The following is a 24,852-nucleotide window of genomic DNA, read 5'->3' as shown; positions in this document are numbered from 1 at the left end:
CGTCATCGCAAGACGAAGACGGCGGCATCGGCGCGAGAGGGAATCATGACTGGAATCATCCGAGTCTCCATTCTTGCTGTGTTGCTGCTGATCCTGACGCCTGCACTGTCCGCTGGGGCAGAGGACGCGCGTCCGGAACCCTCTCCCCTTGAGCTGGCGCTTGAGACCGCCCCGGTCGAGGTGGACGGCCAGGTGCTCTTCCGGGTCCGAGGGCTGTCCTCATTTCCCGCCGAGCGGCGCGCCGAGGCCATCCGGGAAAGAATCACGAAGGTCGCGGCGGATACCTCGTTTTCAAGCGCCGGCCTTCGGACCGAGCCCGTTGATAATGGCACCGTCATCATGGCGGGGGCAACCGCGCTGATCATCGTCAGCGACGCCGACGCCCAGCTTGAACAAACTACGCGTGACAATCTCGCGGCGTTGCATCTGCTGCGCATCCGGCAAGCCATAGACGACTTCCGGCGGGCGCGCGGCACCGAAGCCCTGCTCAGGTCCGGCCTTTACAGTGCCGGCGCAACGGTATTGCTGGCCCTGGGTATCGCCGTTCTGCTGTTGCTTAACCGCTGGCTGGACAAGGCGGTGTCCCGGCTTTTGAAAAGCCGCGTCCGCGCGGTGGATATCCAGTCATTCGAGCTGTTGCGATCGGACACCATCTGGAAGGCGTTGCACGCGCTGGTGCTGGCGGTGGGCGCCGCCACCATCGTCATATCGGTGTATGCGTACCTGCAATACGTGCTTGCGCTGTTTCCCTGGACGCGCTCGCTTTCCAACGACCTGTTCGACCTGGCCACCGGTACCGCCGAAAGGCTGGGAAAATCCGCAGCCGCGGTGATCCCCGACATTCTTATCCTTGTCCTTATCTATTACGTGGCCCGTTTCGCGCTGCGACGGGTCCGCACTTTCTTCGATGCGGTCGAACACCGGCGCGTGAGCTTCGCCCAATTCGAGCCGGAATGGGCCATCCCCACCTACAAGCTTGCGCGGATATTGATCCTGGCGTTTGCGCTGATCGTTGCATACCCGTATATCCCCGGTTCCGAGACGGCCGCGTTCAAGGGCATTTCGATCTTCATCGGCCTGGTGGTGTCGCTGGGATCTTCCACGGCAATCTCCAACTTTATCGCCGGCTATCTGATGACCTATCGACGCGTGTTCAAGGTGGGGGACAGGGTGAAGGTGGGTGACGTGGTGGGGGAAGTGGTGTCGGTGCGCCTACAGGTGACCCACGTCCGGACGAACAAGAATGAAGAAATCACGATTCCGAATTCCCAGATCCTGAACAGCGACGTCACCAACTACAGCTCGCTGGCCGCCTCCCAAGGCTTGATTCTTCACACCAGTGTCGGCATTGGCTACGAAGTCCCGTGGCGGCAGGTTGAAGCCATGCTGCACGCCGCGGCCGCGCGGTGCGCGGTGGTGCTGGCCGAGCCCGGCCCCTTCGTGCTGCTGACCAAGCTGGGAGACTTTGCGGTTACCTACGAGCTGAACGCCTACACCCGCGATACGCAAAGAATCGCCAAGACCTATGCCGAACTGCACCGCCACATTCTTGACGTCTTCAACGAATACGGCGTGCAGATCATGACGCCGGCCTACGAAGGGGACCCGGACGAGCCCAAGGTGGTGGCGCCGGCGCAATGGTATACGGCGCCGGCGGTGCCGGCAGTATCGGATGATCGCGCGGACCGCTGATCGGTTCGGCGTCAAACCCGTGATTGGCCGGCCTGGGCGGCGCGCACACCCACGGACGCGGCCGATCCCCGGTCTGACGGAATTTTGCCGGATATAGCATGGACTTTGCGATCCGTCGGTAGCAACAATGCCATGCAGGTTTCGCACTTGAGGGGGCTTCCCCGGAGGTGGTAGGTCGGGGGTCCAGAACGTCGTCTTTCGAGGGCCGAACGCCATGGACTTCTTAGGCAACTTGCTGCAGCGCTACCCCGAGCTTGCCGTTTTCCTGGCGATCGGCCTGGGCTATTGGGTCGGCGGATTCAAGATTCGCGGGGTCGGCTTTGGGCCGGTGACAGGCTCCTTGCTGGCGGGATTGCTGATCGGCTATTTCTTTCTCATACCGGTATCCGACACCGCCAAGCAGGTGCTGTTCCTGCTGTTTATGTTCGGAATCGGCTACTCGGTGGGGCCAAGTTTCTTTCGAGGCATGAAGGATGGCGGCTGGCGGTGGGCGGTGCTGGGCGTCGTCATACCCGTTGCGGGGCTGCTCACGGCCTGGGCGCTGGCGCTCTTGCTGAAGCTGGAACTCGGTTATGCCGTGGGCTTGATCTCGGGCGGCTTGACCGAGTCGCCCGCTATCGGCACGGGTAGTGAAGCCATCCGCAATCTTCCCATCAGCGCTGCCGAGAAGGACCGCCTGATCAGCCAGATCGCCGTTGCCGATGCGCTCTGCTACATCTTCGGGACGTTCGGAATCATCTGGTTCTGCTCCAGCCTGGGGCCGAAGCTATTGCGCGTGGACCTGAAGGCGGAGGGCGCGCGGCTTGAGCAGGCGTACGGCATACAGCGTCAGAAAGCCGGCGTGGCTTCGGCGTGGCGTAAATTCGACTTGCGCGCCTATCTTCTTCAGCCCGACCACCCCGCCGTGGGCCATAGCGTTGCGCTGGTCGAATCGCGATATGCCCCGGACCGGATGTTCGTGGAACGCATCCGGCGTGACGGCAGCTTGCTTGCCGTCGAGGCCACGACGGTCCTGCGCGCCGGTGACGTGGTGGCGGTCTCGGGCAAAAGCGAAGTGATACTGAAATGGCTGGACGGCCACGCCGTCGAACAGGCAGACCGCGAACTGCTGGATATTCCAAGCGCGATGTACGACGTCGTGTTGTCCAACCCTGCGCTTGTCGGCAAGACAGTGGCTCAGATTGCGGAGCAGGCCCAGGAAGTGCGCGGCGTGTTCCTTCGCGACATCCGGCGCAACGGCGTACAGATACCGGTGGGTTCCAAAACGGTGCTGTTGCGCGGCGACGTGCTCAGTATCGTCGGGCTTGAGCCCGCGGTTGAACGCGTGGCCGAGCGCATGGGCAGCATCGTGCGGGAATTGAACGCCACGGACTTTGTTGCGCTGGGATTCGGCATTTTCGTCGGCGCGGTGGTGGGGACGTCGCTGGTGCTGCCCATCGGCAGCATGCATATCGCCATTGGCAGCAGTGTCGGGACACTGATTCTTGGGCTGCTGGTGGGCTGGCGAAATTCCGCAAGGCCGTTGTTTGGGCGCATCTCCCACGGCGCCCTTGAATTCATGAAGTCCATCGGGTTGGCGGGCTTTGTCGCGATGATCGGGCTGAAGGCGGGGCCGGTATTCGTGCAAGCGCTTCAAGAAGTCGGGCTGACGATTTTCCTGGCGGGCATCGTGGTCACGATGGTTCCGCAGTTTGTCGGCTTGCTGTTCGGGCGCTACGTGCTGGGGCTTGAGCCCCTGTTGCTGCTGGGCGCGCTGGCCGGGGCACAAACGATGACGGCCGGGCTTGCCGCGGTGCAGGAAAAATCACAGAGCCCGGTCGCGGTCATCGGGTATTCCGGCACGGTGGCGTTCGGACACATTCTGATCACGACGTGGGGAACGGTGATCGTCTGGCTGCTTTACTGATCGACCCCGCGACGGACCGTTGCCCACCATGCCCGCATCCTCGCCCACGCCTGCCCCCGTCGACTCGGCGGTTACGCGCTGGATGCCCGGGCTGTCTGTACTACGGTCATATCAAGCGGCTTGGCTACCCAACGACCTGGCGGCGGGCCTGGTATTGGCCGCGATGCTGGTACCGGTGGGCATCGCCTATGCCGAGGCGTCGGGCGTGCCGGGCATCTACGGGCTTTACGCCACCATCGTGCCGCTGCTGGCCTATGCCATTTTTGGGCCAAGCCGCATCCTGGTGCTGGGGCCGGATTCGGCGCTGGCCGCGCCCATTCTTGCGGTGGTGCTGAGCGTGTCCGGGGGCGACCCCGTGCGCGCGGTGGCCGCGGCCAGCCTGATGGCCGTCATTGCCGGGCTGGTCTGCATCGTTCTGGGCTTGTTGCGCCTGGGGTTCATCACCGAACTGTTGTCCAAGCCCATACGCTATGGCTACATGAACGGCATTGCGCTCACCGTGCTTGTCAGCCAGCTGCCGAAATTGTTCGCCATTCCGATCGACGGCGGCGGCCCCTTGCGCGAGCTGTGGCAATTGGGGCGGGCAGTGGCCGATGGCAAAACCAACAGCTATGCCTTCGCGGTAGGGGCGGCCAGTTTGGTGACGATCTTGCTGCTTAAGCGTTTTAAGCGCGTGCCCGGCATCTTGGTCGCCGTTGTCCTGGCGACATTGGCGGTCAGCATTTTTCGGCTGGATGTTCACGGCGTGAAAGTGCTGGGCGAGATCCCGCAGGGCTTGCCGACATTCACCTGGCCATGGCTGGACAACGCGGACTGGCTCACCATCATCGTCGGGGGCGGCGCGGTGGCGATGATTTCCTTCGCGGATACAAGCGTGCTGTCGCGAACCTACGCCGCACGCACGCACTCCCATGTCGATCCAAATCAGGAAATGGTGGGCTTGGGCGTGGCCAACCTGGCGGCGGGATTCTTCCAGGGGTTTCCGATCAGCAGCAGCGCATCACGCACGCCCGTGGCTGAAGCGGCGGGTGCGCGCACGCAGCTGACGGGCGTGGTCGGGGCGGCGGCCGTGGCGCTTTTGCTGTTGTTGGCGCCTGACCTGCTGCGCTACCTGCCCAACAGCGCGTTGGCCGCCGTGGTGATCGCCGCGGCCATCGGCCTGTTCGAAATCAAGGACCTGCGCCGTATCTACCGCATCCAGCAATGGGAGTTCTGGCTGTCGATGTTGTGCTTTGCCGGCGTGGCGGCGTTTGGGGCGATACCCGGCATCGGCCTGGCGGTCGTCATCGCCATCATCGAGTTTCTGTGGGACGGCTGGCGGCCGCATTTCGCGGTGTTGGGGCGTGTGCCCAACTTGCGCGGCTATCACGACTTGAAGCGCTATCCAGATGCCGCACTGATCGACGGCCTGGTGCTGTTTCGCTGGGACGCGCCGCTATTCTTCGCCAATGCCGAGCTGTTTCAGCAACGGCTGTTGGAAGCCGTCGATGCCTCGCCCACGCCGGTGCGCCGGGTCGTGGTGGCGGCCGAACCCGTCACCAGCGTTGACGTGACCGCGGCGGACATGTTGCGCGAACTTGCCCAACATCTGTCCAAGGAAGGCGCGGCACTGCATTTTGCCGAGATGAAGGATCCGGTACGGGACAAGCTCAAGCGCTTCGAACTGGCGGAAATTTTTGGCGACGATCATTTCCATCCAACGGTGGAAAGCGCCGTGGAGCTTTATCTGGGCAAAACCGGCGCCGACGGTTGCGAGCAATAGCGCCAGGCGGTTCCGGCGTGCCTGGCGGCTACTGTTATCGCGCCGTGCGCTGATGCGGCACCAGCGGGGGCGTGGGCTGGCCGGCTATCACATCCCAGAAGCCGGGCAGGAAGCACTCGGCCACCAGCAGCGGCTGGCCCTGGCGCCAGAAGACGGACCGTCTTGCCCACACGCGGTGGGCGTCTTGCGAGTGGCCGTCGGTGGGCAGCACGTCGCGCGCCGTGGCGTAGAACGGCACGGGCGAGGCCAGGCGGCGGCAGGCAAAGCGGGAACGGATGACGGTGCTGTCGTGATACAGCATGTCGGCCAGCGGCCGGGTCAGCAGGCGGCGCATGCCTTGCCACGCGCCATGCGACGCGCGTAGCGGCGTCAGGCTGCGGGCGGGCACGCTGTCCACGCCGTTCACCGACATCAGCACTTCGCGGATCCAGACCGGCGAGCCGGGCGCGATGCCCATGGCGCGGGCTTCGTCGGGCGGCGCGCCGTCGGCGTATTCGGCCAGCACGCGCAGGCGCACCTGGCCTACCTGGCGCAGGCCGGCGGTCAGGGCGCCGGGGCGAAACAGCCAGTGGCGCATGGCGGGGGGCAGGACGGGTGGCGCGACGGCCAGCCAGCCGGGAGCAAGCGGGGGGAGATGGGCGGCGGGTTTCATCATGGCTGCGTATTATGCCAAGCCCGAAGGGCGGCTCGCCAACGCATACAATACCGGCCATGGAAAAAGTACGAATCTCCAAGCTCATGTCCGAGCGCGGACTTTGCTCGCGCCGCGAGGCCGACAGCTATATCGAACGCGGCTGGGTCCGCGTGGACGGCGAAGTGGTGTCCGAACTGGGCGCCAAGGCGTTTCCGGATCAGGTCATCACGCTAGAGCGCGCCGCGCAGGCGCGCCAGACCTCGCGCGTGACCATCCTGATCAACAAGCCGGTGGGATATGTGTCCGGCCAGGCCGAAAAAGGCTATACGCCCGCCGTGGCGTTGATCGACTCGCGCTCGCGTTTTGCCGGCGACCGCCATCCGCAGCGCTTTGAACGCGCGCACCTGGACGGCCTGGCGGTGGCGGGGCGGTTGGACATCGATTCGCAAGGCTTGCTGGTGCTGACGCAAGACGGTCGCATCGCCAAGCACCTGATCGGCGAAGACTCCAGCGTGGACAAGGAATACCTGGTGCGGGTGCAGGGCGATTTGCCCGACCGTGGCCTGGAACTGCTGAATCACGGCCTGTCGCTGGACGGCAAGGCGCTGAAGCCCGCCCATGTGCGCTGGCAAAACCACGACCAGCTGCGCTTCGTGCTGCGCGAAGGCAAGAAACGCCAGATCCGCCGCATGTGCGAACTGGTCGGGCTGAAAGTCGTGGGCCTGAAGCGCGTGCGCATCGGCCGCGTGTCGCTGGGCGACCTGCCGCTGGGGCAGTGGCGGTATCTGCGCGACGACGAGGGCTTTTAATCCCACTATCGTTCAGCATCTAGTCAGCCTGGGCCCGCCCGGGCTGTTCTTTCTGGCCGACAAGTGAATTCGGGCGTCAGCAGATTTTTCAGTCTGTTTCGAACCTGCCGTTATTTCATGAAGGCGGGCGTATCCTTCGCTTGCCCGTTGCTGCCCAGGCGCTCCATCAGGAATTCGATGAAGATCCGGGTCTTGGCCGGCAGCAGCCGCGTCTCGGTCACGGCATAGACGGGGAAGGGGCCCAGTTGCCAGTCTGGCAATACGCGCCGCAACTGCCCTGATTGCTGTTCAGCCGTCTGGCCGCCCACCAGGACCGCGATGCCCGCGCCCAGCATGGCCAGCCGCCGCGCCATGGCGACGCCGTTGACCGAAAACCGGTTGCCCGGCGTGAACTCAATGTGCTGATCGCCATTGCTGAGCGGCCATCGCGTGACGCGGCCCGCGCCTTCCGCGCGGAACTCAATGCACTCATGGCGAGTCAAGTCACTGGGATGTTTGGGTTCTCCGTGCTTTTCCAGGTAGTCGTGCGAGGCATACAGGTGGGCGGGCAGCATGCCCAGCAGCCGGGCGATTTGCGTCGAGTCGGGCAGGTCGCCGATTTCGATTGAGATATCGCAGGTCTGGAACACGCGCGAGGCGTGGTCCGGGTTTGCCAGGTCCAGGAAAAACGTGACGTCGGGATAGCGGCGGGAGAACTCCATGAACGATTCAGCCAGGAAGTCGGTGCCGAAATCCGCGGGCATGTTGACCCGCAGCGGCCCGGCCGGCGTGTCGACCAGCTTTTGCAGTTCTTCATGGGCGATCTGCGCCTCGGCCACGATGCGCTGGCAGCGTTCGAAGTACAGCCGCCCGGCATCGGTCAGCTCTACCTTGCGGGTGGTGCGGCTCAACAAGCGCAGGCCCACCGATTTTTCCAATTCGGCCACCTGGCGAGACAAGGTCGATTTCGGCACGCCCAGCGTTGCTGCAGCGCGGCTAAAACTACGTGTCTTGGCCACTTCGACGAAGAGTTCCATGCCTTGTAAGCGTTTCATGTCGAGATTCTTTCACAGACTTGGTGTGGGAAATTGTCCCATAAATGGAATGATGTTTTCTTTATCCGCCCCTTTGTTTCTGGGGCGGGATAACTCAGAATGCGGGTTCTGCAATGCAGCAATGCAATAAAGCCCTCTTGCGTTTTCAATGCCAATCCACCCATTCGATGCACAAGACCTCCCCCTTATCGTGGGCGGAGGCGGGCTCCTTTTTTGTCGGAAATCGGGAATATCTATGAATAAGAAAAGCGCTATGTGGCGCAGCGCGGCAGTGCTCACGCTGACGGCATCGGCTCTCACCCTGGCCGCTTGCGGCAAGAAACAAGACGCACCGCAAGCGGGCAAACCGCAAGTGACCGTGGTGACCCTGACCACGCAACCCGTTTCCCTGACCACCGAACTGCCGGGCCGCACGTCCGCGTTCCGCGTGGCCGAAGTGCGGCCCCAGGTGAACGGCATCGTGCAAAAGCGCCTGTTCACCGAAGGCGGCGAGGTCAAGGCCGGCCAGCAGCTCTATCAGATCGACCCGGCGCTGTACCAAGCCAGCCTCGACAGCCAGAAGGCTGCGCTGGCCCGCGCCCAGGCGCAGCAGAAGACGGCCGCCTTGCTGGCCGAACGCTACAAGCCGCTGGTGGCCACGCGCGCCGTCAGCCAACAGACCTACGACAACGCCGTGGCGTCGCGTGACCAGGCGGCGGCCGATGTGCTGTCGGCCAAGGCCGCGCTGGATACGGCGCGCATCAACCTCGTCTACACCAAGGTGCTGTCGCCCATCGACGGCATCATCGGCCGTTCCGCGGTGACCGAAGGCGCGCTGGTCACGGCCAACCAGACCGCCGCCCTGGCCTCGGTGCAGCAGATTGACCCGATCTACGTCGACGTGACGCAGTCCAGCGTGCAGCTGCTGCGCTTGCAGGACGCGCTGGCCAGCGGCCAGCTGAAGAAGGCCGATGGCGAACAAGCCGCGCTGGTGTCGCTGACCCTGGAAGACGGCTCGCAATACAAGCAGACCGGCAAGCTGCAATTCTCGGAAGTCACGGTGGACCAGGGTACGGGTTCCATCACGTTGCGCGCGGTGTTCCCGAACCCCGACCGGCGCCTGTTGCCCGGCATGTTCGTGCGCGCGCGGCTGGCTGACGGCGTGGCCGCCGACGGGCTGCTGGTGCCGCAACGCGGCGTGACGCGCAACCAGCGTGGCCTGCCGACGGCGCTTGTCGTCAATGACAAGAACCAGGTCGAGCTGCGCCAACTGACGACCGACCGCGCCATTGGGGACAAGTGGCTGGTTACCGACGGCCTGGCCGCCGGCGACAAGGTGATCGTGGAAGGCTTGCAAATGGTGCGTCCGGGCGTCGAAGTCGTCGCTACCGAGGCTGGCGCCAACGCACAGCAGCCGCAGGCGGCCAATGCCGCCCCGGCCAAGCAGTAATCAGGGAGCCTTGCATGGCAAAGTTTTTTATCGATAGGCCGGTATTCGCGTGGGTGATCGCGATTGTGCTGATGATGGCCGGTGCGCTGTCCATCCTGCAATTGCCGGTCTCGCAGTACCCCAACATCGCCCCGCCCGCGATCGGCATCGCGGTGACCTACCCGGGTGCGTCCGCGCAAACCGTGCAGGACACCGTGGTGCAGGTCATCGAACAGCAGATGAACGGGCTGGACGGCTTGCAGTACATCTCGTCGGAAAGCAATTCCGACGGCAGCATGTCCATCACGCTGACGTTCAAGCAGGGCACCAACCCGGACACGGCGCAGGTGCAGGTGCAGAACAAGCTGGCGCTGGCGCAGCCTTTGTTGCCGCAGGAAGTGCAGCAGCAGGGTATCCGCGTCACCAAGGCCACGAAGAACTTCCTGATCGTGGCGGGCTTCGTGTCCACCGACGGCACGATGACCAAGGACGACCTGGCCGACTACGTGGCCTCGTACGTGCAGGACCCCATCAGCCGCACGCAAGGCGTGGGTGACTTCCAGCTGTTCGGCTCGCAGTACGCGATGCGGATCTGGCTGGACCCGGCCAAGCTCGTGAACTACGGGCTGACCACGGTGGACGTGGTGACGGCGATCAAGGAACAGAACGTGCAGGTGTCGTCCGGCCAGCTGGGCGGCTTGCCGTCCGTGCGCGGGCAGCAATTGAACGCCACCATCATCGGGCCGTCGCGCCTGGAGAAGCCGGAAGACTTCGGCCGCATCCTGCTCAAGGTCAATGCCGATGGCTCGCAAGTGCGTCTGGGCGATGTCTCGCGCATTGAACTGGGTGGGCAGACCTACGCCATCGACAGCTTCTACAACGGCAAGCCCGCCTCGGGCCTGGCGATCAAGCTGGCCCCGGGCGCCAACGCGCTGGACACGGCGCAGGCGGTGCGCGACACCATCAACAACCTGAAGCCGTACTTCCCGCCGGGCATGGACGTCGTCTATCCGTACGACACGACGCCGTTCGTCAGCCTGTCGATTCATGAAGTGTTCAAGACGCTGGTCGAAGCCATCATCCTGGTCTTCCTGGTGATGTACCTGTTCTTGCAGAACTTCCGCGCCACCATCATCCCCACGCTGGCCGTGCCGGTGGTGTTGCTGGGTACGTTCGGCGTGCTGGCCGCGTTCGGTTATTCCATCAACACCTTGACGATGTTCGGCATGGTGCTGGCCATTGGCCTGTTGGTGGACGATGCGATCGTGGTGGTCGAAAACGTGGAGCGGGTGATGGCCGAAGAGGGCTTGACGCCCAAGCAGGCCACACGCAAATCCATGGGCCAGATCACGGGCGCGCTGATCGGTATTGCCATGGTGCTGGCCGCCGTGTTCATCCCGATGGCGTTCTTCGGCGGCTCCACCGGCGTGATCTACCGCCAGTTCTCGATCACGATCGTGTCCTCGATGGTGTTGTCGGTGCTGGTTGCCATCGTGTTCACGCCAGCCTTGTGCGCCACCTTGCTCAAGCCGATCCCCAAGGGCCATCACGGTACGAAGAAGGGTTTCTTCGGCTGGTTCAACCGCTCGTTCGAGCGCAGCAGCAACGGCTATGCCAATACGGTTGCGCGCGGGCTGAACCGCACCAAGCGCCTGATGATCGTGTACCTGGCGTTGGTCATTGCCATGGGTTGGCTGTTCACGCGTATTCCCACGGCCTTCCTGCCGGCCGAGGACCAGGGCATCTTGTTTGCCCAGATCCAGACGCCCGCCGGCGCCACCGCCGAAGCCACCAAGGCCGTTATCGACGACGCGACCAAGTACCTGCTGACCGAGGAAAAGGACGCCGTGACATCGGTGTTCGCCGTCAACGGCTTTAACTTCGGCGGCCGTGGTCAGAACGCGTCCATCCTGTTCATCAAGCTGCGCGACTGGGAAGAACGCGGCGACGCCAGGCTTAAGGCCGGCGCCGTGGCGGCACGCGCCAACGCGCACTTCGGCAAGACCGAGCGCCGCGCGCAACTGTTCGTGGTGCCGCCGCCGTCCGTGATGGAATTGGGCAACGTCACCGGCTTTGACTTCCAGCTGATGGACCGCGCCGGCGTGGGCCACGAAAAGCTGCTTGCCGCGCGCAACCAGCTGCTGGGCGAAGCCGCCAAGAGCCCGGTGCTGGTGGGCGTGCGTCCCAACGGCATCGAAGACGCACCGCAGTACCAACTGGATATCGACCGGGAAAAAGCGCGTGCGCTGGGCGTGGCCGTGTCGGACATCAACAGCACGCTGGCCACGGCGTGGGGGTCTTCGTACGTCAACGACTTCATCGACCGGGGCCGCGTGAAGAAGGTGTTCGCGCAGGGCGAGGCATCCTCGCGCATGCTGCCGGAAGACCTGAACAAATGGTACGTACGCAACAATGCGGGCGACATGGTGCCGTTCTCGGCGTTCTCGAAAGCCACGTGGAGCTTCGGCCCGCAAAAGCTGAACCGCTATAACGGCGTGCCGTCCTACAACATCCAGGGCCAGGCGGCGCCGGGTTATAGCTCGGGCGCGGCCATGGAAGAAATGGAAAAGCTGGCGGCCAAGCTGCCGGTGGGCGTGGGCTTTGAATGGACGGGACTGTCGTTCGAAGAACGCCTGTCCGGTTCGCAGGCCCCGGCGCTGTACGCCATTTCGTTGATCGTGGTGTTCCTGTGCCTGGCCGCGTTGTATGAAAGCTGGTCCATCCCGACGGCGGTGATGCTGGTGGTGCCGCTGGGCATTATCGGCGTGCTGCTGGCGACGCTGGCACGCGGGCTGTCCAACGACGTGTACTTCCAGGTGGGGCTGTTGACCACGGTGGGGCTGGCGGCCAAGAACGCGATTCTGATCGTGGAATTTGCCAAGGAACACTTCGAGGCAGGCGCAAGCCTGACGGAGTCGGCCATCCACGCCGCCCGCCAACGCTTGCGCCCCATCCTGATGACGTCGCTGGCGTTCATCTTGGGCGTGACGCCGCTGGCGATTTCGTCGGGCGCCGGTTCGGGCAGCCAGAACGCCATCGGCACGGGCGTGATCGGCGGCATGCTGACCGGCACGTTCCTGGCCATCTTCTTTGTTCCGGCTTTCTTCGTCATCATGCTGCGCGTGTTCAAGGTCAAGCGCATGAGCGAAAACCAAGACAAGCACGACACCAGCGCCAACGGCTCGCAGGAAGTGTCCGCCGAAGGACAACCGTAATGAAACTTCAGATGAGAACCTTGTTGTCTGTTTCCCTGGCGGCGGCCCTGGCGGGCTGCTCGCTGGCCCCGACCTACGAACGGCCCGACGCGCCCGTCAGCGCCAACTATCCCACGGGCGATGCCTACAAGGCCGATGGCTCGCAGCTGGCGCAGGGCATGTCCACCGCCGACGTCGGCTGGCGCGACTTCTTCAGCGACCCGCTGCTGCAACAGCTGATCGAACTGTCGCTGGCCAACAACCGCGACCTGCGCGTGGCCGCGTTGAACGTGGAAGCGGCGCGTGCGCAGTACCGTATCCAGCGTGCCGACCTGCTGCCCAGCGTGGGCGTGGCCGGCAAGGAAACCGCGCAGCGCACGCCGGCCGACCTGTCGCCCAGCGGCAGCGCCACCACCAGCCACAACTACCAGGTGGGCGCCGCACTGTCGGCCTGGGAACTGGACCTGTTCGGCCGCATCCGCAGCCTGAGCGACAAGGCGCTGGAGTCCTATCTGGCGCTGGACGAAACGCGTACGGCCACGCAGCTGACGCTGATTGCCGAAGTGGCCAATGCCTATCTGACCTTGCGCGCCGACCAGGAATTGCTGGGCCTGACGCGTGACACGCTAAAGAGCCAGGAAGATTCGTTCAAGCTCACGCAGCAAAGCTACGACCAGGGGCTGTCCACGGCGCTGGACCTGAGCCAGGCGGAAGTGTCGCTGCGCACGGCCCAGCGCAACCTGTCGCAATACACGCGTCAGGCCGCGCAGGACCGCAATGCGTTGACGCTGCTGGTGGGCCAGCCGATGTCGCCGGAAATGGTGGCGGCGCTGGACCAGGCCGTAAAGCTGGATGACGGCATGTTGCCCACGACCTTGCCGGCCGGCTTGCCGTCGGATCTGTTGGCGCGCCGCCCGGACATCCGCGCGGCCGAACATCAGCTCAAGGGCGCCAACGCCAACATCGGCGCGGCGCGCGCGGCGTTCTTTCCCACCATCAGCCTGACCGGCCAGGCGGGCACCGCCAGCGCCAGCCTGGGCGGCTTGTTCGAAGGCGGGTCGGGCGCGTGGAGCTTCGTGCCGCAGATCACCGTGCCGATCTTCGCCGGCGGTTCGCTGCAAGCGAATCTGGATTTGGCCAAGGTGCAGAAGAACATCCAGGTGGCGCAGTACGAAAGGTCCATTCAGACGGGCTTTCGTGAAGTGGCCGACGCCCTGGCCGGGCGCGGCACGCTGGACGACCAGATCCAGGCGCAGCGCTTGCTGGTGGACGCCAACCAGCGCGCCTACGACGTGTCGGACCAGCGTTTCCGCCAGGGCATCGACGACTACCTGAGCGTGCTGGATTCGCAGCGTTCGCTGTACACATCGCAGCAAGCGCTGGTGGATACGCGGCTGGCCCGGCTGTCCAACTTGGTTACCTTGTACAAGGTGCTGGGCGGCGGTTGGACCGAGCGCACGGTCACGGCTACGACCGCGCAGGGGTCGGGCGCGGGCGCGAGCGCAGGCTCGGGTTCGTAACCGCAACGGACTCGCCAAAAACAAAACGGGCCGATCGAAAGATCGGCCCGTTTTTTATTGATGCTTGCCTGGCAGGGCGTCAGGTGCGCTTGCGGGCGACAAGGCCAACCACGAACAGCACGATGATGGCGCCCACAACCGAGGCGATCCAGCCAGCCGGTTCGCCCTCTGCGTACCAACCCATCGTCTGACCCAGGAAACCGGCAACCACGGCGCCGACGATACCCAGGATGGTGGTCATGATGATCCCCATGTTCTGGTCTCCGGGCATGATGGCGCGGGCGATCAAGCCCACGATGAACCCGACGATGATCATGATGATAATGCTCATGCGCATACTCCTTGCTTTAATAAAAAGGGGGCGATGTGCACTGATGATACTCACGCTTTTTGGGGGGCGGCTGTAACAACTGGTATGTGGCGCGGCCATGCAACAAGTCGGGCAATCGGGCCTGGATGGTGTCCGGATCAGGAGGTAATGTCGATCAGTTGGGCGACGTCCTTGGTCAGCGCCGAGACGCTGTCGGTGTCAGACGCCAGCAGCCGCGCGTGGCCGTCCTTGTCGAAAATGTACACGCCACGGCTGTGCGTGACCTCGTACATGTCGGCGTCGTCGCCCGGGCGCGGCTTTTCAATCTGGTAGGCCACGCGGTAGCGCCGAGCCAGGTCGGCGATCTGTTTTTCGTCCCCCGTCACGCCGATGGCGTTGTTGTTGAAGGCGTTGACGTAGGCTTGCAGGATGTCGGGCGTGTCGCGGTGCGGGTCGACGCTGACGAACACGATGCGCACGTTCTTGGCCTTGTCGCCCAGGTTTTGCAGCACGGCCGTCAACTGCGCCATGGTGGTGGGGCAGATGTCCGGGCAACTGGCGTAGCCGAAGAACAGCATGACCGTCTTGCCCTTCAGGTCGTCGCTGCTGATGGTCTTGCCGCCCGCGCCGGGCAGCGAGAATTTCAGGTCGGGCAGATGCCCCTTGACGTTGTACAGCGTCCAGTCCACGTTCCGATCGCCGCAGGCGGCAAGAAACACGCAAAGGGCCAACAGCAGACCACGCCAGGCGCGGCCGGTAATGAGGTGTCGCATGAGTCTCAGGAAAGGCCGAAAGAGTTGTAGGAGCAATCCGTCCCGGATCAAGCCGGTCAAACCCTTTGATTCTACCTGCATGGATGCGGCGGGCCGGCGGCCGGCCAGGGGCACGGGGCGTTGGGCGCGCCCGGTTCTTGTCCTGGCGCAAACATCCGCTTCGGCCTGGGGCCCCGGGCCGATTTGTGAAGCTTTGTGGGGAGTGTGTTTGAGATGTCGCAAAGTCATTCCATCGACGATGCGCGCGGTCTATATTCAGAGCCTCGTCAGTAACGCAGCTACAGGAAGGTCCTGAACGTGGATATGGCATCCGGCACGGCAATTCGTTATCCGTTGTTCCCGTATTACCCCGCAGTAATCGACATCCTGCATAACCGCAACGCCGGCCGCGTGCTGGACGCGCCCTGCGGAACAGGCTGGCTGGGCGATATGCTCTCGGCCCAGGGCAGCCGGCAAATTGCCGTGGACGGCGTAGGCCTGTGGGAATTTCCGCCCGCCGACGCCGGCTATCAGTCAGTCACCGAGCACGATCTGGACACGCCCCTGAAGGTGGACACCGCCTACGACGCGGTGGTGTGCTGCGAGGCGATCCACCTGATGACCAACCCGGGCGTGCTGGCGCAGAGCCTGTACCAGGCGCTGCGGCCGGGCGGTACCTTGATCGTCACCACCCCGAATACGTGGTATCTGCGGTCCCGGTGGCAATTTCTGATGCGCGGGTTTCATTCCGGCTTTCGCCCCATGGTGGGCAAGCAGCGCGGCGTGGATTACATCGCGTATTTTCCGTTCAGCTTTCCGCAACTGCACCTGCTGCTGACGCATTACGGCTACACGGACATTACGCTGCATGAGGTCAACGAGCCCAAGCCCAAGCGCATGATCGAGCGTTTGCTGGCCGTGCCGTCGCGCCTGTATTACCGAGGCCGGGTGAAGGGGGCCGAGAACGAAGACGTGCGTCGATTCTGGAAGCAGGCCGGGTCGGATCAGTCGGTGTATGGACGCTGGCTGGTGGTGTCGGCGCGTCGTCCGGACGAGCCGGTGCTTGCGCAGACGCAGGCGTAGGTGACGGGGAAAGGCGAAGCGAAGTCGAAGTCGAAGTCGAAGTCGAAGTCGAAGTCGAAGCCGAAGCCGTAGCCCTAGCCGTAGCCGTAGCCGTAGCCGTAGCCCTAGGCGCAGGCGCAGGCGCAGGCGAAAAAAAGCCCGCAGCGGATTGCAACCGCTGCGGGCTTTTCTGCGCGGGGCAGGGCGATCAGCTGCCGCTCATTCCACTGTGGCGCAGCAGGGCGTCGATGCGAGGCGCGCGGCCGCGGAACGCGGCGAACGATTCGGCCGCCGGGCGCGAGCCGCCCACGGCCAGCACTTCGCGCCGGAAGCGCGCGCCGGTTTCCGGGTCCAGCGTGCCCAAGGGGTTGCCCGGCTGCTTGGCCGCGGCTTCCTCGAAGGCCTCGTACGCGTCGGCCGACAGCACTTCCGCCCACTTGTAGCTGTAGTAGCCCGCGCCGTAGCCGCCGGCGAACAGGTGCGAAAACGCGTGCGGCAGACGATGCCACGACGGCGGGAACAGCACGGCCACTTCCTGGCGCACTTCCTGCAACAGCGCCAGCACTTCCGTAATGGTGGCGCCGTTGGGGCGGTCGTGCATCAACATGTCGAACAAAGCAAATTCGATCTGGCGCACCGCCTGCATGCCGCTTTGGAAATTGCGCGCGGCGACCAGGCGGTCGTAAAGCGCGCGCGGCAGCGGCTCACCGGTGTCCACGTGCGCCGACAGCTTTTGCACCACGGCCCATTCCCAGCAGAAGTTCTCCATGAACTGCGACGGCAGTTCGATGGCATCCCATTCAACGCTGGCGAAGGCCGCCGCGCCGGGTTCGTCCACCTCGGACAGCAGCGCGTGCAGCGCATGGCCGGTTTCGTGGAACAGCGTGATGACGTCGTCGTGCGTAAGCACGGCGGCGCGGTCGCCGTTGGGGCGCGAGAAGTTGCAGGTCAGGTAGACCACGGGCGTTTGCACGTGGCCGGCGACGACGCGGCGGGCGCGTTCGCTGTCGACCCAGGCGCCGCTTTGCTTGCCCGAGCGGGCGTACAGGTCCAGGTACAGATAGCCGATCAAGCCGCCATCCGCGCGCTCGACGCGCACACCGCGCGCGTCGCTGTGCCAGGTGGAGACGGGCGTTTCGGTCAGGCGCACGTCGAACAGTTTTTCGATGACGTCGAACAGGCCGGCCAGCACACGCGGTTCGGTGAAGTACTGCTTCACTTGGTCTTCGGAATACGCATAGCGCGATTCGCGCAGGCGTTCCGAAGCAAAGGCCACGTCCCAGGGTTGCAGCTCGTCCAGGCCCAGTTCGCCCGTGGCGTAGGCCTTAAGTTCAGCCAGGTCGCGTTGCGCAAACGGCTTGGCGCGGGCGGCCAGGTCACGCAAAAAGACGGTGACTTCGCCGGCGTCGCGCGCCATGCGGGTCTGCAAGCGCAGCGAGGCGTAGGTGCCCAGGCCCAGCAGGCCGGATTCTTCGGCGCGCAGCGACAGCAGCTCTTCGATCAGGGGGGAATTGTCGAACTTGGCATCGCCTTGTTCGGATGCCACGGTGCCGTAGCCGCGATACAGCGCTTCGCGCAGCGTGCGGTCTTGCGCGTACTGCATCACGGGCAGGTAGCACGGCATTTTCAGGGTCAGCTTCCAGCCCGTCTTGCCGTCTTCTTCGGCGGCGGCGCGGGCGGCGGACAGCACATCGGCCGGGATGCCGGCCAGGCGCGATTCATCGTCCACCAGCAGCGACCAGGCGTCGATGGCGTCCAGCACGTTCTCGGAAAACTTCTGCGACGCCTGCGCTTCGCGGTCGGAGATCTGCGCGTAGCGTTCGCGGTCGGCGCCTTGCAATTCCACGCCGCTCAAGCGGAAGTCGCGCAGCGCCATGTCGACGATGCGGCGGCGCACGGGCGACCACGATGCAAAGTCGGGCGCGGCGGCCAGACGCTGGTATTGCTGGTACAGGCCTTCGTGCAGCCCGACCCAGGTTGAAAATTCGGTGATCAGCGGCAGCGCGGCGTTATAGGCTTCGCGCAGTTCGGGCGTGTTGACGACAGCGTTCAAGTGGCCGGCCACCGACCAGGCGCGCCACAGGCGTTCAGAGGCGGTGTCCAGCGGTTCCACCACGGCTTCCCAGGTGGGCGCCAGCGCGGCATCGGCGGCGTGGTCCACGGCCTTGCGGGCGATGCCCAGCAGTTCTTCCACGGCCGGCACGATGTGCTCGGGCTTGACGGCCGCGTAGTCGACCAGATCGGAAACGGGGGCAAGCAAGGGGTTCTGGGTCATGGTGTTACCGGGATCGGGATGTGAAAAGGCGGGGCGGACCCAGCACGGTGCCCAACGAAGGCACGCGGGGCCGCAAAGACATAAGGATCAGATAGGGACGATCCGCCCGAAAGCAAGGGCAGTCAAGCCCACATGCGGCAAGGGCAACGCGCAGCCGTTGGCGGCCTGCGCATTGCCCTTGTGATGGGTCTGGAACGTGTCAGCCCGCCGCGCGTTCGGCGGCTTCGACCGTGTTGACCAGCAGCATGGCGATGGTCATGGGGCCCACGCCACCCGGCACGGGCGTGATGGCGCCGGCAACTTCCTTGGCGGACGCGAAGTCCACGTCGCCGCACAGCTTGCCGTCTTCGCCACGGTTGATGCCCACGTCGATGACCACGGCGCCGGGCTTGATCATCGAACCGTCGATCATGCCGGGCTTGCCGGTGGCCACCACCAGGACGTCGGCGCGGCGGGTCTGGGCCGCCAGGTCGCGCGTCTTGGAATTGCAGATGGTGATGGTGGCGCCGGCGGCAAGCAGCAACATGGCCATCGGCTTGCCGACGATGTTGCTGGCGCCGACGATCACGGCTTCCGCGCCGCGCAGCGTCACGCCTTCCGATTCCAGCATCTTCATCACGCCGTAGGGCGTGCAGGGGCGGAACAGCGGCTGGCCGGTCATGAGCAGGCCGGCGTTGCTGATGTGAAAGCCGTCCACGTCCTTCTCGGCCGAAATGGCTTCGATGACCTTGTGGGCATCCATGTGCTTGGGCAGCGGCAACTGCACCAGGATGCCGTGGATGGTGGGGTCCTGGTTCAACACGGCGATGCGGGCCAGCAGTTCGGCCTCGGTCATCTCGGCCGGGTACTGTTCCTTGACGGAATGCAGGCCGGCTTTTTCGCAGGCGGCAACCTTGTTGCGCACGTAAACCTGGGACGCGGGGTCCGCGCCCACCAGCACCACCGCCAAGCCGGGGCGCGTGCCCTTGGCCGCCAGGGTGGCGACGCGCTGGGCGACTTCCTCACGAATGCGCAGCGACAGGGCCGCGCCGTCAATAATCCTGGCGGTCATGCATGCGCCTCGGGTTTGGCCAATGCCACTTTCATCAAATCAGCAACGGTAGTCACTTCCAGTTTTTCCATAATGTTGGCGCGGTGCGCCTCGACGGTCTTGATGCTGATGCCCAGGTCGTCGGCAATCTGCTTGTTCAAGCGGCCGGCGACGATGCGCTCCAGCACCTGCTGCTCGCGCGCGGTCAGGCGTGCCAGCATGGCTTCGTGGTCCTTTTGGGCCTGGTGCTTGGACACGCGCTGCGTGGCTTGCTCAAGCATGCGCGCAACGATCTCGCGCAGGTCCGATTCGTTGAAGGGCTTTTCCAGGAAGTCGACGGCGCCTTTCTTCATCGTGGAAACGGCCATGGGCACGTCGCCGTGGCCGGTGATGAAGACGATGGGTAGCGGCGCGTTGCGGGCGATAAGCTGCTCCTGGAGTTCCAGGCCGCTCATGCCGGGCATGCGCACGTCGGCGATCAGCACGCCGATCTGGCTGGCGTCGTAGTCTTCCAGGAAGGATTCGCCGCTGGCATAGGCGCGAACGCGATAGCCATTGGCTTCCAACAGCCAGCGCAGCGAATCGCGGACCGCTTCGTCGTCGTCAACTATGAATACCGTGCTCGACAGGTGGGGCGTGTTCATGCGTGCAACTCCTCGGACTGATCATTCTGGGCCTGCGGCTGGGAAGCAGCGCAGGGCAGGGTAAAGCGGAAAATAGTACCGCCAGCGGGGTTGGGGTCCGCCCACAGGCGGCCATGGTGCGATTCAATAATGGTACGGCAGATGTTCAGCCCCATGCCCAGGCCCTGGGTTTTGGTGCTGAAGAACGGTTCGAACAGGCGTTCGGGCTCGGCCAGGCCATGGCCGCGGTCCACCACGGCCACTTCTATATGTTGCTCGTGCAGGATCACGGCGACTTTCAATTCGTCCGATTCGCTGTTTTCCATGGCTTCCAGCCCGTTCTTGAGCAGGTTCAACAGCACCTGTTCGATCAGGATCGGGTCGGCCAGCACGTCGGGCGCATTCGACGGCACGAAGCTGTCGATGCGGATGCGGCGCTTGCGGGCGTCGATTTCGGCAAAGCCGATGGCGTTGTCGACAATGCGCCCAATGGCCACGCGTTGGCGGCGCGGCTCGCTGCGCTTCACGAATTCGCGGATGCGGCTGATGATCTTGCCCGCGCGTTCGGCCTGCGACGCGGCCTTTTCCAGCGCGGGCAGCAGCATGTTGGGGCTGGTGTGGCCGGCCTTGACCAAGGCCACCGCGCCCATGCTGTAGTTGGCGATGGCGGTCAGCGGCTGGTTCAGTTCGTGCGCCAGCGACGAGGCCATTTCGCCCATCGTCGTCAGGCGGCTGGTCAGCTGGATCTTTTCCTGCTGCACGCGGGACGCTTCTTCGTGGCCACGGCGCTCGGTGATGTCGCGCGCCACCTGCATGCGCACGCGGCGGCCGTCCGTCCAGGCCAGCATGCGGTGGTGCACTTCAAACCAGCGCTGCACCGACGGCGCGAACACTTCCACGGATTCATCGGTGAAGCGGCCACGGCGGCCGGCCAGCAGTTCGTCGTGGCCGCCCGTCTGCGCGCCGAATACGCGGCGATAGGTGCGGTTGGCAAACAGCAGTTCCAGGCCGTCGTGGGTGTCCGCCGTGACCGAGATGGCGTCGTCCAGGCCTTCCAGCACGGTCATGAAGCGTTCGTGCGCGGCCGTCAGGGCTTCGCGGATGCGCTTGGGTTCGGTGATGTCGGTCATCGACGTCATCCAGCCGATCTGGTTGCCGTTCGGGTCCAGCAGCGGCGACACATACATGCGCGCGGTGAAGCGCGAGCCGTCGCGGCGTTGCGCTTCCACTTCCAGGCCGCTGCTGGGCGTCTTGCCCGACATCAGCACGTCCAGCGTGTGCTGGTGTTGTTCATGGCGGCCGGGCACCCAATAAGGAAAGGGCGGGCTGCGGCCGATCAGGTCGGCTTCGTTCCAGCCGATCATGCGGCAGAACGCGGGGTTCACGTAGGCGATGCGGCCTTCCATATCCAGCACGCGCATGCCGGTGGACATGGAATTTTCCATGGCGCGGCGAAAGCCGGTCTCGGCGATGAGCGCGGCTTCGGCGGTGGATCGAAAGCGGGTATAGCGCCACAGCATCAGCAGGCTGATGACGATCACGCAGGACAATGCCAGCACCACCCATATCAGGCGCTGCTGGCGCATTTCCTGGTCGATCGTCACAAACATGACGCTATCGTCATGAATGCGTTGCAGCCAGAAGAACACCCCCATCACACAGATGTACAGGATCAGCACCATGGCAGGCGTGACCCAATACACGCCGCGGCGGCGAGTGCGGGCGTGATCGTGGAACGGCGTAGGAATATTGGACTTGGGCGCGCTGGACATGGAATTCGGGCCAGATAGACCGCGCATTTTAGTGCGTGTTGGGCGGGAATTGCCGGGAATCAAGCCCTGCTTTTGGCCTAGGCCATAAAAAGACGCGTCAGAGGCCGTTCAGCGGATGGTCAACATTTCGCATTATGAAATGCCGTACCGCAACATGAAATTTTCCTTGCGACCGGTTAATCTTCTTTCTTAGAATGCCGGCTGATAGGGAACCGACCCAAAGCAGGTCTCTAGAAAAACACCCCGACCCATGCCTGACATGGTAGCCCGGATGATCCCGGCTACCATGCAGAGTCCGCGAGTTGAACCATCAAGCGGGTGTGGTCACGACGAACCCCAACAGGAGACACACGATGTCCTCTTTCGCCCAGGCTGGCGCCCCGCAGGCTGCCAACGACGAAGACACCCTTGAAACCCAGGAGTGGCTCGAAGCCCTGGCGGCAGTCCTTGATCGCGAAGGGCCGCAGCGCGCGCACTACCTGCTGGAACGCCTGATCGACGAAGCGCGTCGTTCGGGTGCCCACATCCCGTTCTCGCCGAATACCGCTTACGTCAACACGATTCCGCCGGGCCTGGAGCCCGCGCATCCGGGCAATCTGGAACTGGAAACGCGTATCCGCTCGTATGTGCGCTGGAACGCCATGGCCATGGTCGTCAAGGCCAACAAGCACAACCCGCCGGACGGCGGCGACCTGGGCGGCCACATCGCATCGTTTGCCTCGCTGGCCACCATGATCGGCTGCGGCCAGAACCACTTCTGGCACGCCGAAGACGAAAACCACGGCGGTGACCTGGTCTACTTCCAGGGCCACACGTCGCCCGGCATGTACGGCCGCGCCTACCTTGAAGGCCGCCTGACCGAAGAACAGCTGAACCACTTCCGCCAGGAAGTGGACGGCAAGGGCCTGTCGTCCTACCCGCACCCGAAGCTGATGCCGGATTTCTGGCAATTCCCGACGGTGTCGATGGGCCTGGGCCCGCTGATGGCCATCTATCAAGCCCGCTTCCTGAAGTACCTGCACGCCCGCGGCATTGCCGACACCAGCAACCGCAAGGTCTGGGTATTCTGCGGCGACGGCGAAATGGACGAACCGGAATCGCTGGGCGCCATCGCCCTGGCCGCGCGCGAAAAGCTCGACAACCTGATCTTCGTGGTGAACTGCAACCTGCAACGCCTGGACGGCCCGGTGCGCGGCAACGGCAAGATCATCCAGGAACTGGAAGGCGACTTCCGCGGTTCGGGCTGGAACGTCATCAAGCTGATCTGGGGCGGTTACTGGGATCCGCTGCTTGCGCACGACAAGGAAGGCATCCTGCGCCAGATCATGGAAGAAACCGTGGACGGCGAGTACCAGGCGTACAAGGCCAACGACGGCAAGTTCGTCCGTGAACATTTCTTTGGCAAGCACCCCAAGCTGCTGGAAGCCGTCTCGCGCATGAGCGACGAAGACATCTGGCGCCTGAACCGTGGCGGCCACGACCCCCACAAGGTGTACGCCGCGTTCGACGCCGCCACCAGCCACACCGGGCAACCCACCGTCATCCTGGCCAAGACCATCAAGGGCTACGGCATGGGCCACGTGGGTCAGGCCAAGAACCCGACCCACCAGCAAAAGAAGCTGGAACTGGAATCCATCCGCGAATTCCGCGATCGCTTCGGCATCCCGATTCCGGACGACAAGCTGGAAGACCTGCCGTACTTCAAGCCGGCCGAAGATTCGCCCGAAATGAAGTACCTGCACGAGCGCCGCGCCGCGCTGGGCGGCTATCTGCCGCGCCGCCGCGCCAAGGCCGACGAGCAGCTCAAGGCCCCCGCGCTGGACGCCTTCAAGGCCGTGCTGGAACCCACTGCCGAAGGCCGTGAAATTTCCACCACGCAAGCCTTCGTTCGCATCCTGAACCAGGTGCTGCGCGACAAGGAACTGGGTCCGCGCGTGGTGCCGATCCTGGCCGACGAATCGCGTACCTTCGGTATGGAAGGCCTGTTCCGCCAGATCGGCATCTATGCCCCGGAAGGCCAGAAGTACATCCCGGTCGATAAGGACCAGGTCATGTACTACAAGGAGTCGGCCGACGGCCAGCTGCTGCAGGAAGGCATCAACGAAGCGGGTGCAATGAGCTCGTGGATCGCGGCGGCCACGTCGTATTCCTCGAACAACCGCATCATGATTCCGTTCTTCATCTACTACTCGATGTTCGGGTTCCAGCGCATTGGCGATCTGGCCTGGGCGGCGGGCGACATGCAGGCGCGCGGCTTCCTGTTGGGCGGCACTGCCGGCCGCACGACGCTGAACGGCGAAGGCTTGCAGCACGAAGACGGCCACAGCCACATCCTGGCGTCCACCATCCCGAACTGCGTGTCGTACGACCCGACGTTCGGCCATGAGCTGGCCGTGATCATCCAGCATGGCTTGAAGCGCATGGTGGAAGACCAGGAAAACGTCTATTACTACCTGACGGTGATGAACGAAAACTACCCGCAGCCCGGTCTGACCCAGGGCGACGAGGAAGGCATCATCAAGGGCATGTACAAGCTGAAGACGCACGGCAAGGGCAAGAACCGCGTGCAGCTGATGGGCTCGGGCACGATCCTGCGCGAAGTCATGGCCGCGCAAGAACTGCTGGACGCCGACTGGGGCGTGGCATCGGATCTGTGGAGCGTCACCAGCTTCACCGAACTGCGCCGCAACGGCCTGGACGCCGAGCGCCACAACATGCTGCACCCTGACGAGAAAAAGCCGCAAGTGGCTTACGTCACGGAACAGCTGGCCAAGACGGAAGGCCCGATCATCGCGTCGACCGACTACATGAAGCTCTTTGCCGACCAGATCCGTCCGTTCGTGCCCAAGGGCCGCGAATACAAGGTGCTGGGCACCGACGGTTTCGGCCGCTCGGACTTCCGCGCCAAGCTGCGTGAGCACTTCGAAGTGGATCGCCACTTTGTCGTGGTCGCCGCGCTGCGCGCACTGGCAGACGAAGGCAAGGTTCCGATGGCCAAGGTGGCGGAAGCCATCAAGAAGTACGGCATCAATCCGAACAAAGCCAACCCGCAATACGCCTGAGGGTAAA

The 24,852-nt window shown here is 64.0% G+C and carries 17 protein-coding genes; 9 read left to right on the top strand and 8 right to left on the bottom strand.

The window, feature by feature from the left end; all coding sequences use genetic code 11:
- The first annotated feature begins 45 nt into the window (after positions 1–45).
- From AC0Z35_RS11500 to AC0Z35_RS11490, 3 genes are all read left to right on the top strand, one after another.
- Positions 46–1,692 carry a mechanosensitive ion channel family protein gene (locus AC0Z35_RS11500; protein ID WP_120157440.1) on the top strand — a complete coding sequence of 549 codons (1,647 nt, stop codon included), beginning with the start codon at positions 46–48 and terminating at the stop codon, positions 1,690–1,692.
- Between the two features lie 214 nt (positions 1,693–1,906).
- Positions 1,907–3,598, top strand: coding sequence for an aspartate-alanine antiporter (gene aspT / locus AC0Z35_RS11495; RefSeq protein WP_485131992.1), 1,692 nt, complete (start codon positions 1,907–1,909; stop codon positions 3,596–3,598).
- A 28-nt stretch (positions 3,599–3,626) separates the two neighbouring features.
- The gene (locus AC0Z35_RS11490; protein ID WP_485131991.1) at positions 3,627–5,360 is read left to right on the top strand and encodes a SulP family inorganic anion transporter; all 1,734 of its coding nucleotides are present in this window, start codon (positions 3,627–3,629) and stop codon (positions 5,358–5,360) included.
- Positions 5,361–5,394: 34 nt separating this feature from the next.
- Here AC0Z35_RS11490 and AC0Z35_RS11485 read toward each other — a convergent pair whose 3' ends face one another.
- A complete protein-coding gene (locus tag AC0Z35_RS11485; RefSeq protein WP_046806414.1) occupies positions 5,395–6,015 on the bottom strand; it encodes a chorismate--pyruvate lyase family protein in 621 nt (206 codons plus the stop codon).
- Between the two features lie 56 nt (positions 6,016–6,071).
- Here AC0Z35_RS11485 and AC0Z35_RS11480 point away from each other — a divergent pair, with 56 nt between their 5' ends.
- Complete coding sequence (locus AC0Z35_RS11480) at positions 6,072–6,803, top strand: pseudouridine synthase (RefSeq protein WP_046806415.1); 732 nt, start codon at positions 6,072–6,074, stop codon at positions 6,801–6,803.
- A 110-nt stretch (positions 6,804–6,913) separates the two neighbouring features.
- On the opposite strand, the gene AC0Z35_RS11475 is transcribed toward AC0Z35_RS11480, so the two are convergent.
- Positions 6,914–7,819: a LysR family transcriptional regulator gene (locus AC0Z35_RS11475; protein WP_046806416.1), complete on the bottom strand. Its 906-nt coding sequence runs from the start codon at positions 7,817–7,819 to the stop codon at positions 6,914–6,916.
- 271 nt (positions 7,820–8,090) lie between these two features.
- On the opposite strand from AC0Z35_RS11475, the gene AC0Z35_RS11470 reads away from it, so the two are divergent.
- The 3 genes from AC0Z35_RS11470 to adeC are packed head-to-tail and all read left to right on the top strand — an operon-like array spanning position 8,091 to position 13,959.
- Complete coding sequence (locus AC0Z35_RS11470; protein ID WP_104144953.1) at positions 8,091–9,266, top strand: efflux RND transporter periplasmic adaptor subunit; 1,176 nt, start codon at positions 8,091–8,093, stop codon at positions 9,264–9,266.
- Between the two features lie 14 nt (positions 9,267–9,280).
- Positions 9,281–12,460, top strand: coding sequence for an efflux RND transporter permease subunit (locus AC0Z35_RS11465; RefSeq protein ID WP_219992235.1), 3,180 nt, complete (start codon positions 9,281–9,283; stop codon positions 12,458–12,460).
- On the top strand, positions 12,460–13,959 hold the full coding sequence (gene adeC, locus AC0Z35_RS11460; protein ID WP_046806419.1) for an AdeC/AdeK/OprM family multidrug efflux complex outer membrane factor: 1,500 nt from the start codon (positions 12,460–12,462) through the stop codon (positions 13,957–13,959). Before AC0Z35_RS11465 ends, adeC begins: the two co-directional genes overlap by 1 nt.
- A 79-nt stretch (positions 13,960–14,038) precedes the next feature.
- Here the strand turns inward: adeC and AC0Z35_RS11455 are convergent, their stop codons facing one another.
- Positions 14,039–14,290: a GlsB/YeaQ/YmgE family stress response membrane protein gene (locus AC0Z35_RS11455; RefSeq protein ID WP_046806420.1), complete on the bottom strand. Its 252-nt coding sequence runs from the start codon at positions 14,288–14,290 to the stop codon at positions 14,039–14,041.
- Positions 14,291–14,427: 137 nt separating this feature from the next.
- Entirely contained in the window at positions 14,428–15,042 is a 615-nt protein-coding gene (locus AC0Z35_RS11450; protein ID WP_046806421.1) for an SCO family protein, read from the bottom strand.
- 303 nt (positions 15,043–15,345) lie between these two features.
- On the opposite strand from AC0Z35_RS11450, the gene AC0Z35_RS11445 reads away from it, so the two are divergent.
- Positions 15,346–16,104, top strand: coding sequence for a class I SAM-dependent methyltransferase (locus AC0Z35_RS11445; RefSeq protein ID WP_485132136.1), 759 nt, complete (start codon positions 15,346–15,348; stop codon positions 16,102–16,104).
- Between the two features lie 187 nt (positions 16,105–16,291).
- On the opposite strand, the gene AC0Z35_RS11440 is transcribed toward AC0Z35_RS11445, so the two are convergent.
- From AC0Z35_RS11440 to AC0Z35_RS11425, 4 genes are all read right to left on the bottom strand, one after another.
- On the bottom strand, positions 16,292–18,358 hold the full coding sequence (locus AC0Z35_RS11440; RefSeq protein WP_485131990.1) for a M3 family metallopeptidase: 2,067 nt from the start codon (positions 18,356–18,358) through the stop codon (positions 16,292–16,294).
- Positions 18,359–18,557: 199 nt separating this feature from the next.
- On the bottom strand, positions 18,558–19,409 hold the full coding sequence (gene folD / locus AC0Z35_RS11435) for a bifunctional methylenetetrahydrofolate dehydrogenase/methenyltetrahydrofolate cyclohydrolase FolD (protein WP_120154968.1): 852 nt from the start codon (positions 19,407–19,409) through the stop codon (positions 18,558–18,560).
- Entirely contained in the window at positions 19,406–20,032 is a 627-nt protein-coding gene (locus AC0Z35_RS11430) for a response regulator transcription factor (RefSeq protein WP_006219003.1), read from the bottom strand. Before AC0Z35_RS11430 ends, folD begins: the two co-directional genes overlap by 4 nt.
- Complete coding sequence (locus AC0Z35_RS11425) at positions 20,029–21,783, bottom strand: PAS domain-containing sensor histidine kinase (protein WP_006219004.1); 1,755 nt, start codon at positions 21,781–21,783, stop codon at positions 20,029–20,031. Before AC0Z35_RS11425 ends, AC0Z35_RS11430 begins: the two co-directional genes overlap by 4 nt.
- 353 nt (positions 21,784–22,136) lie before the next feature.
- On the opposite strand from AC0Z35_RS11425, the gene aceE reads away from it, so the two are divergent.
- Positions 22,137–24,845 carry a pyruvate dehydrogenase (acetyl-transferring), homodimeric type gene (aceE, locus tag AC0Z35_RS11420; protein ID WP_046806424.1) on the top strand — a complete coding sequence of 903 codons (2,709 nt, stop codon included), beginning with the start codon at positions 22,137–22,139 and terminating at the stop codon, positions 24,843–24,845.
- The last annotated feature ends 7 nt before the right edge of the window (positions 24,846–24,852 follow it).

The sequence above is a fragment of the Achromobacter sp. 1L-A-4-B-C2 genome (assembly GCF_057291955.1).
Note: the sequence above shows the minus strand (reverse complement) of the source record. Positions and strands in the feature narration are given on the sequence as shown.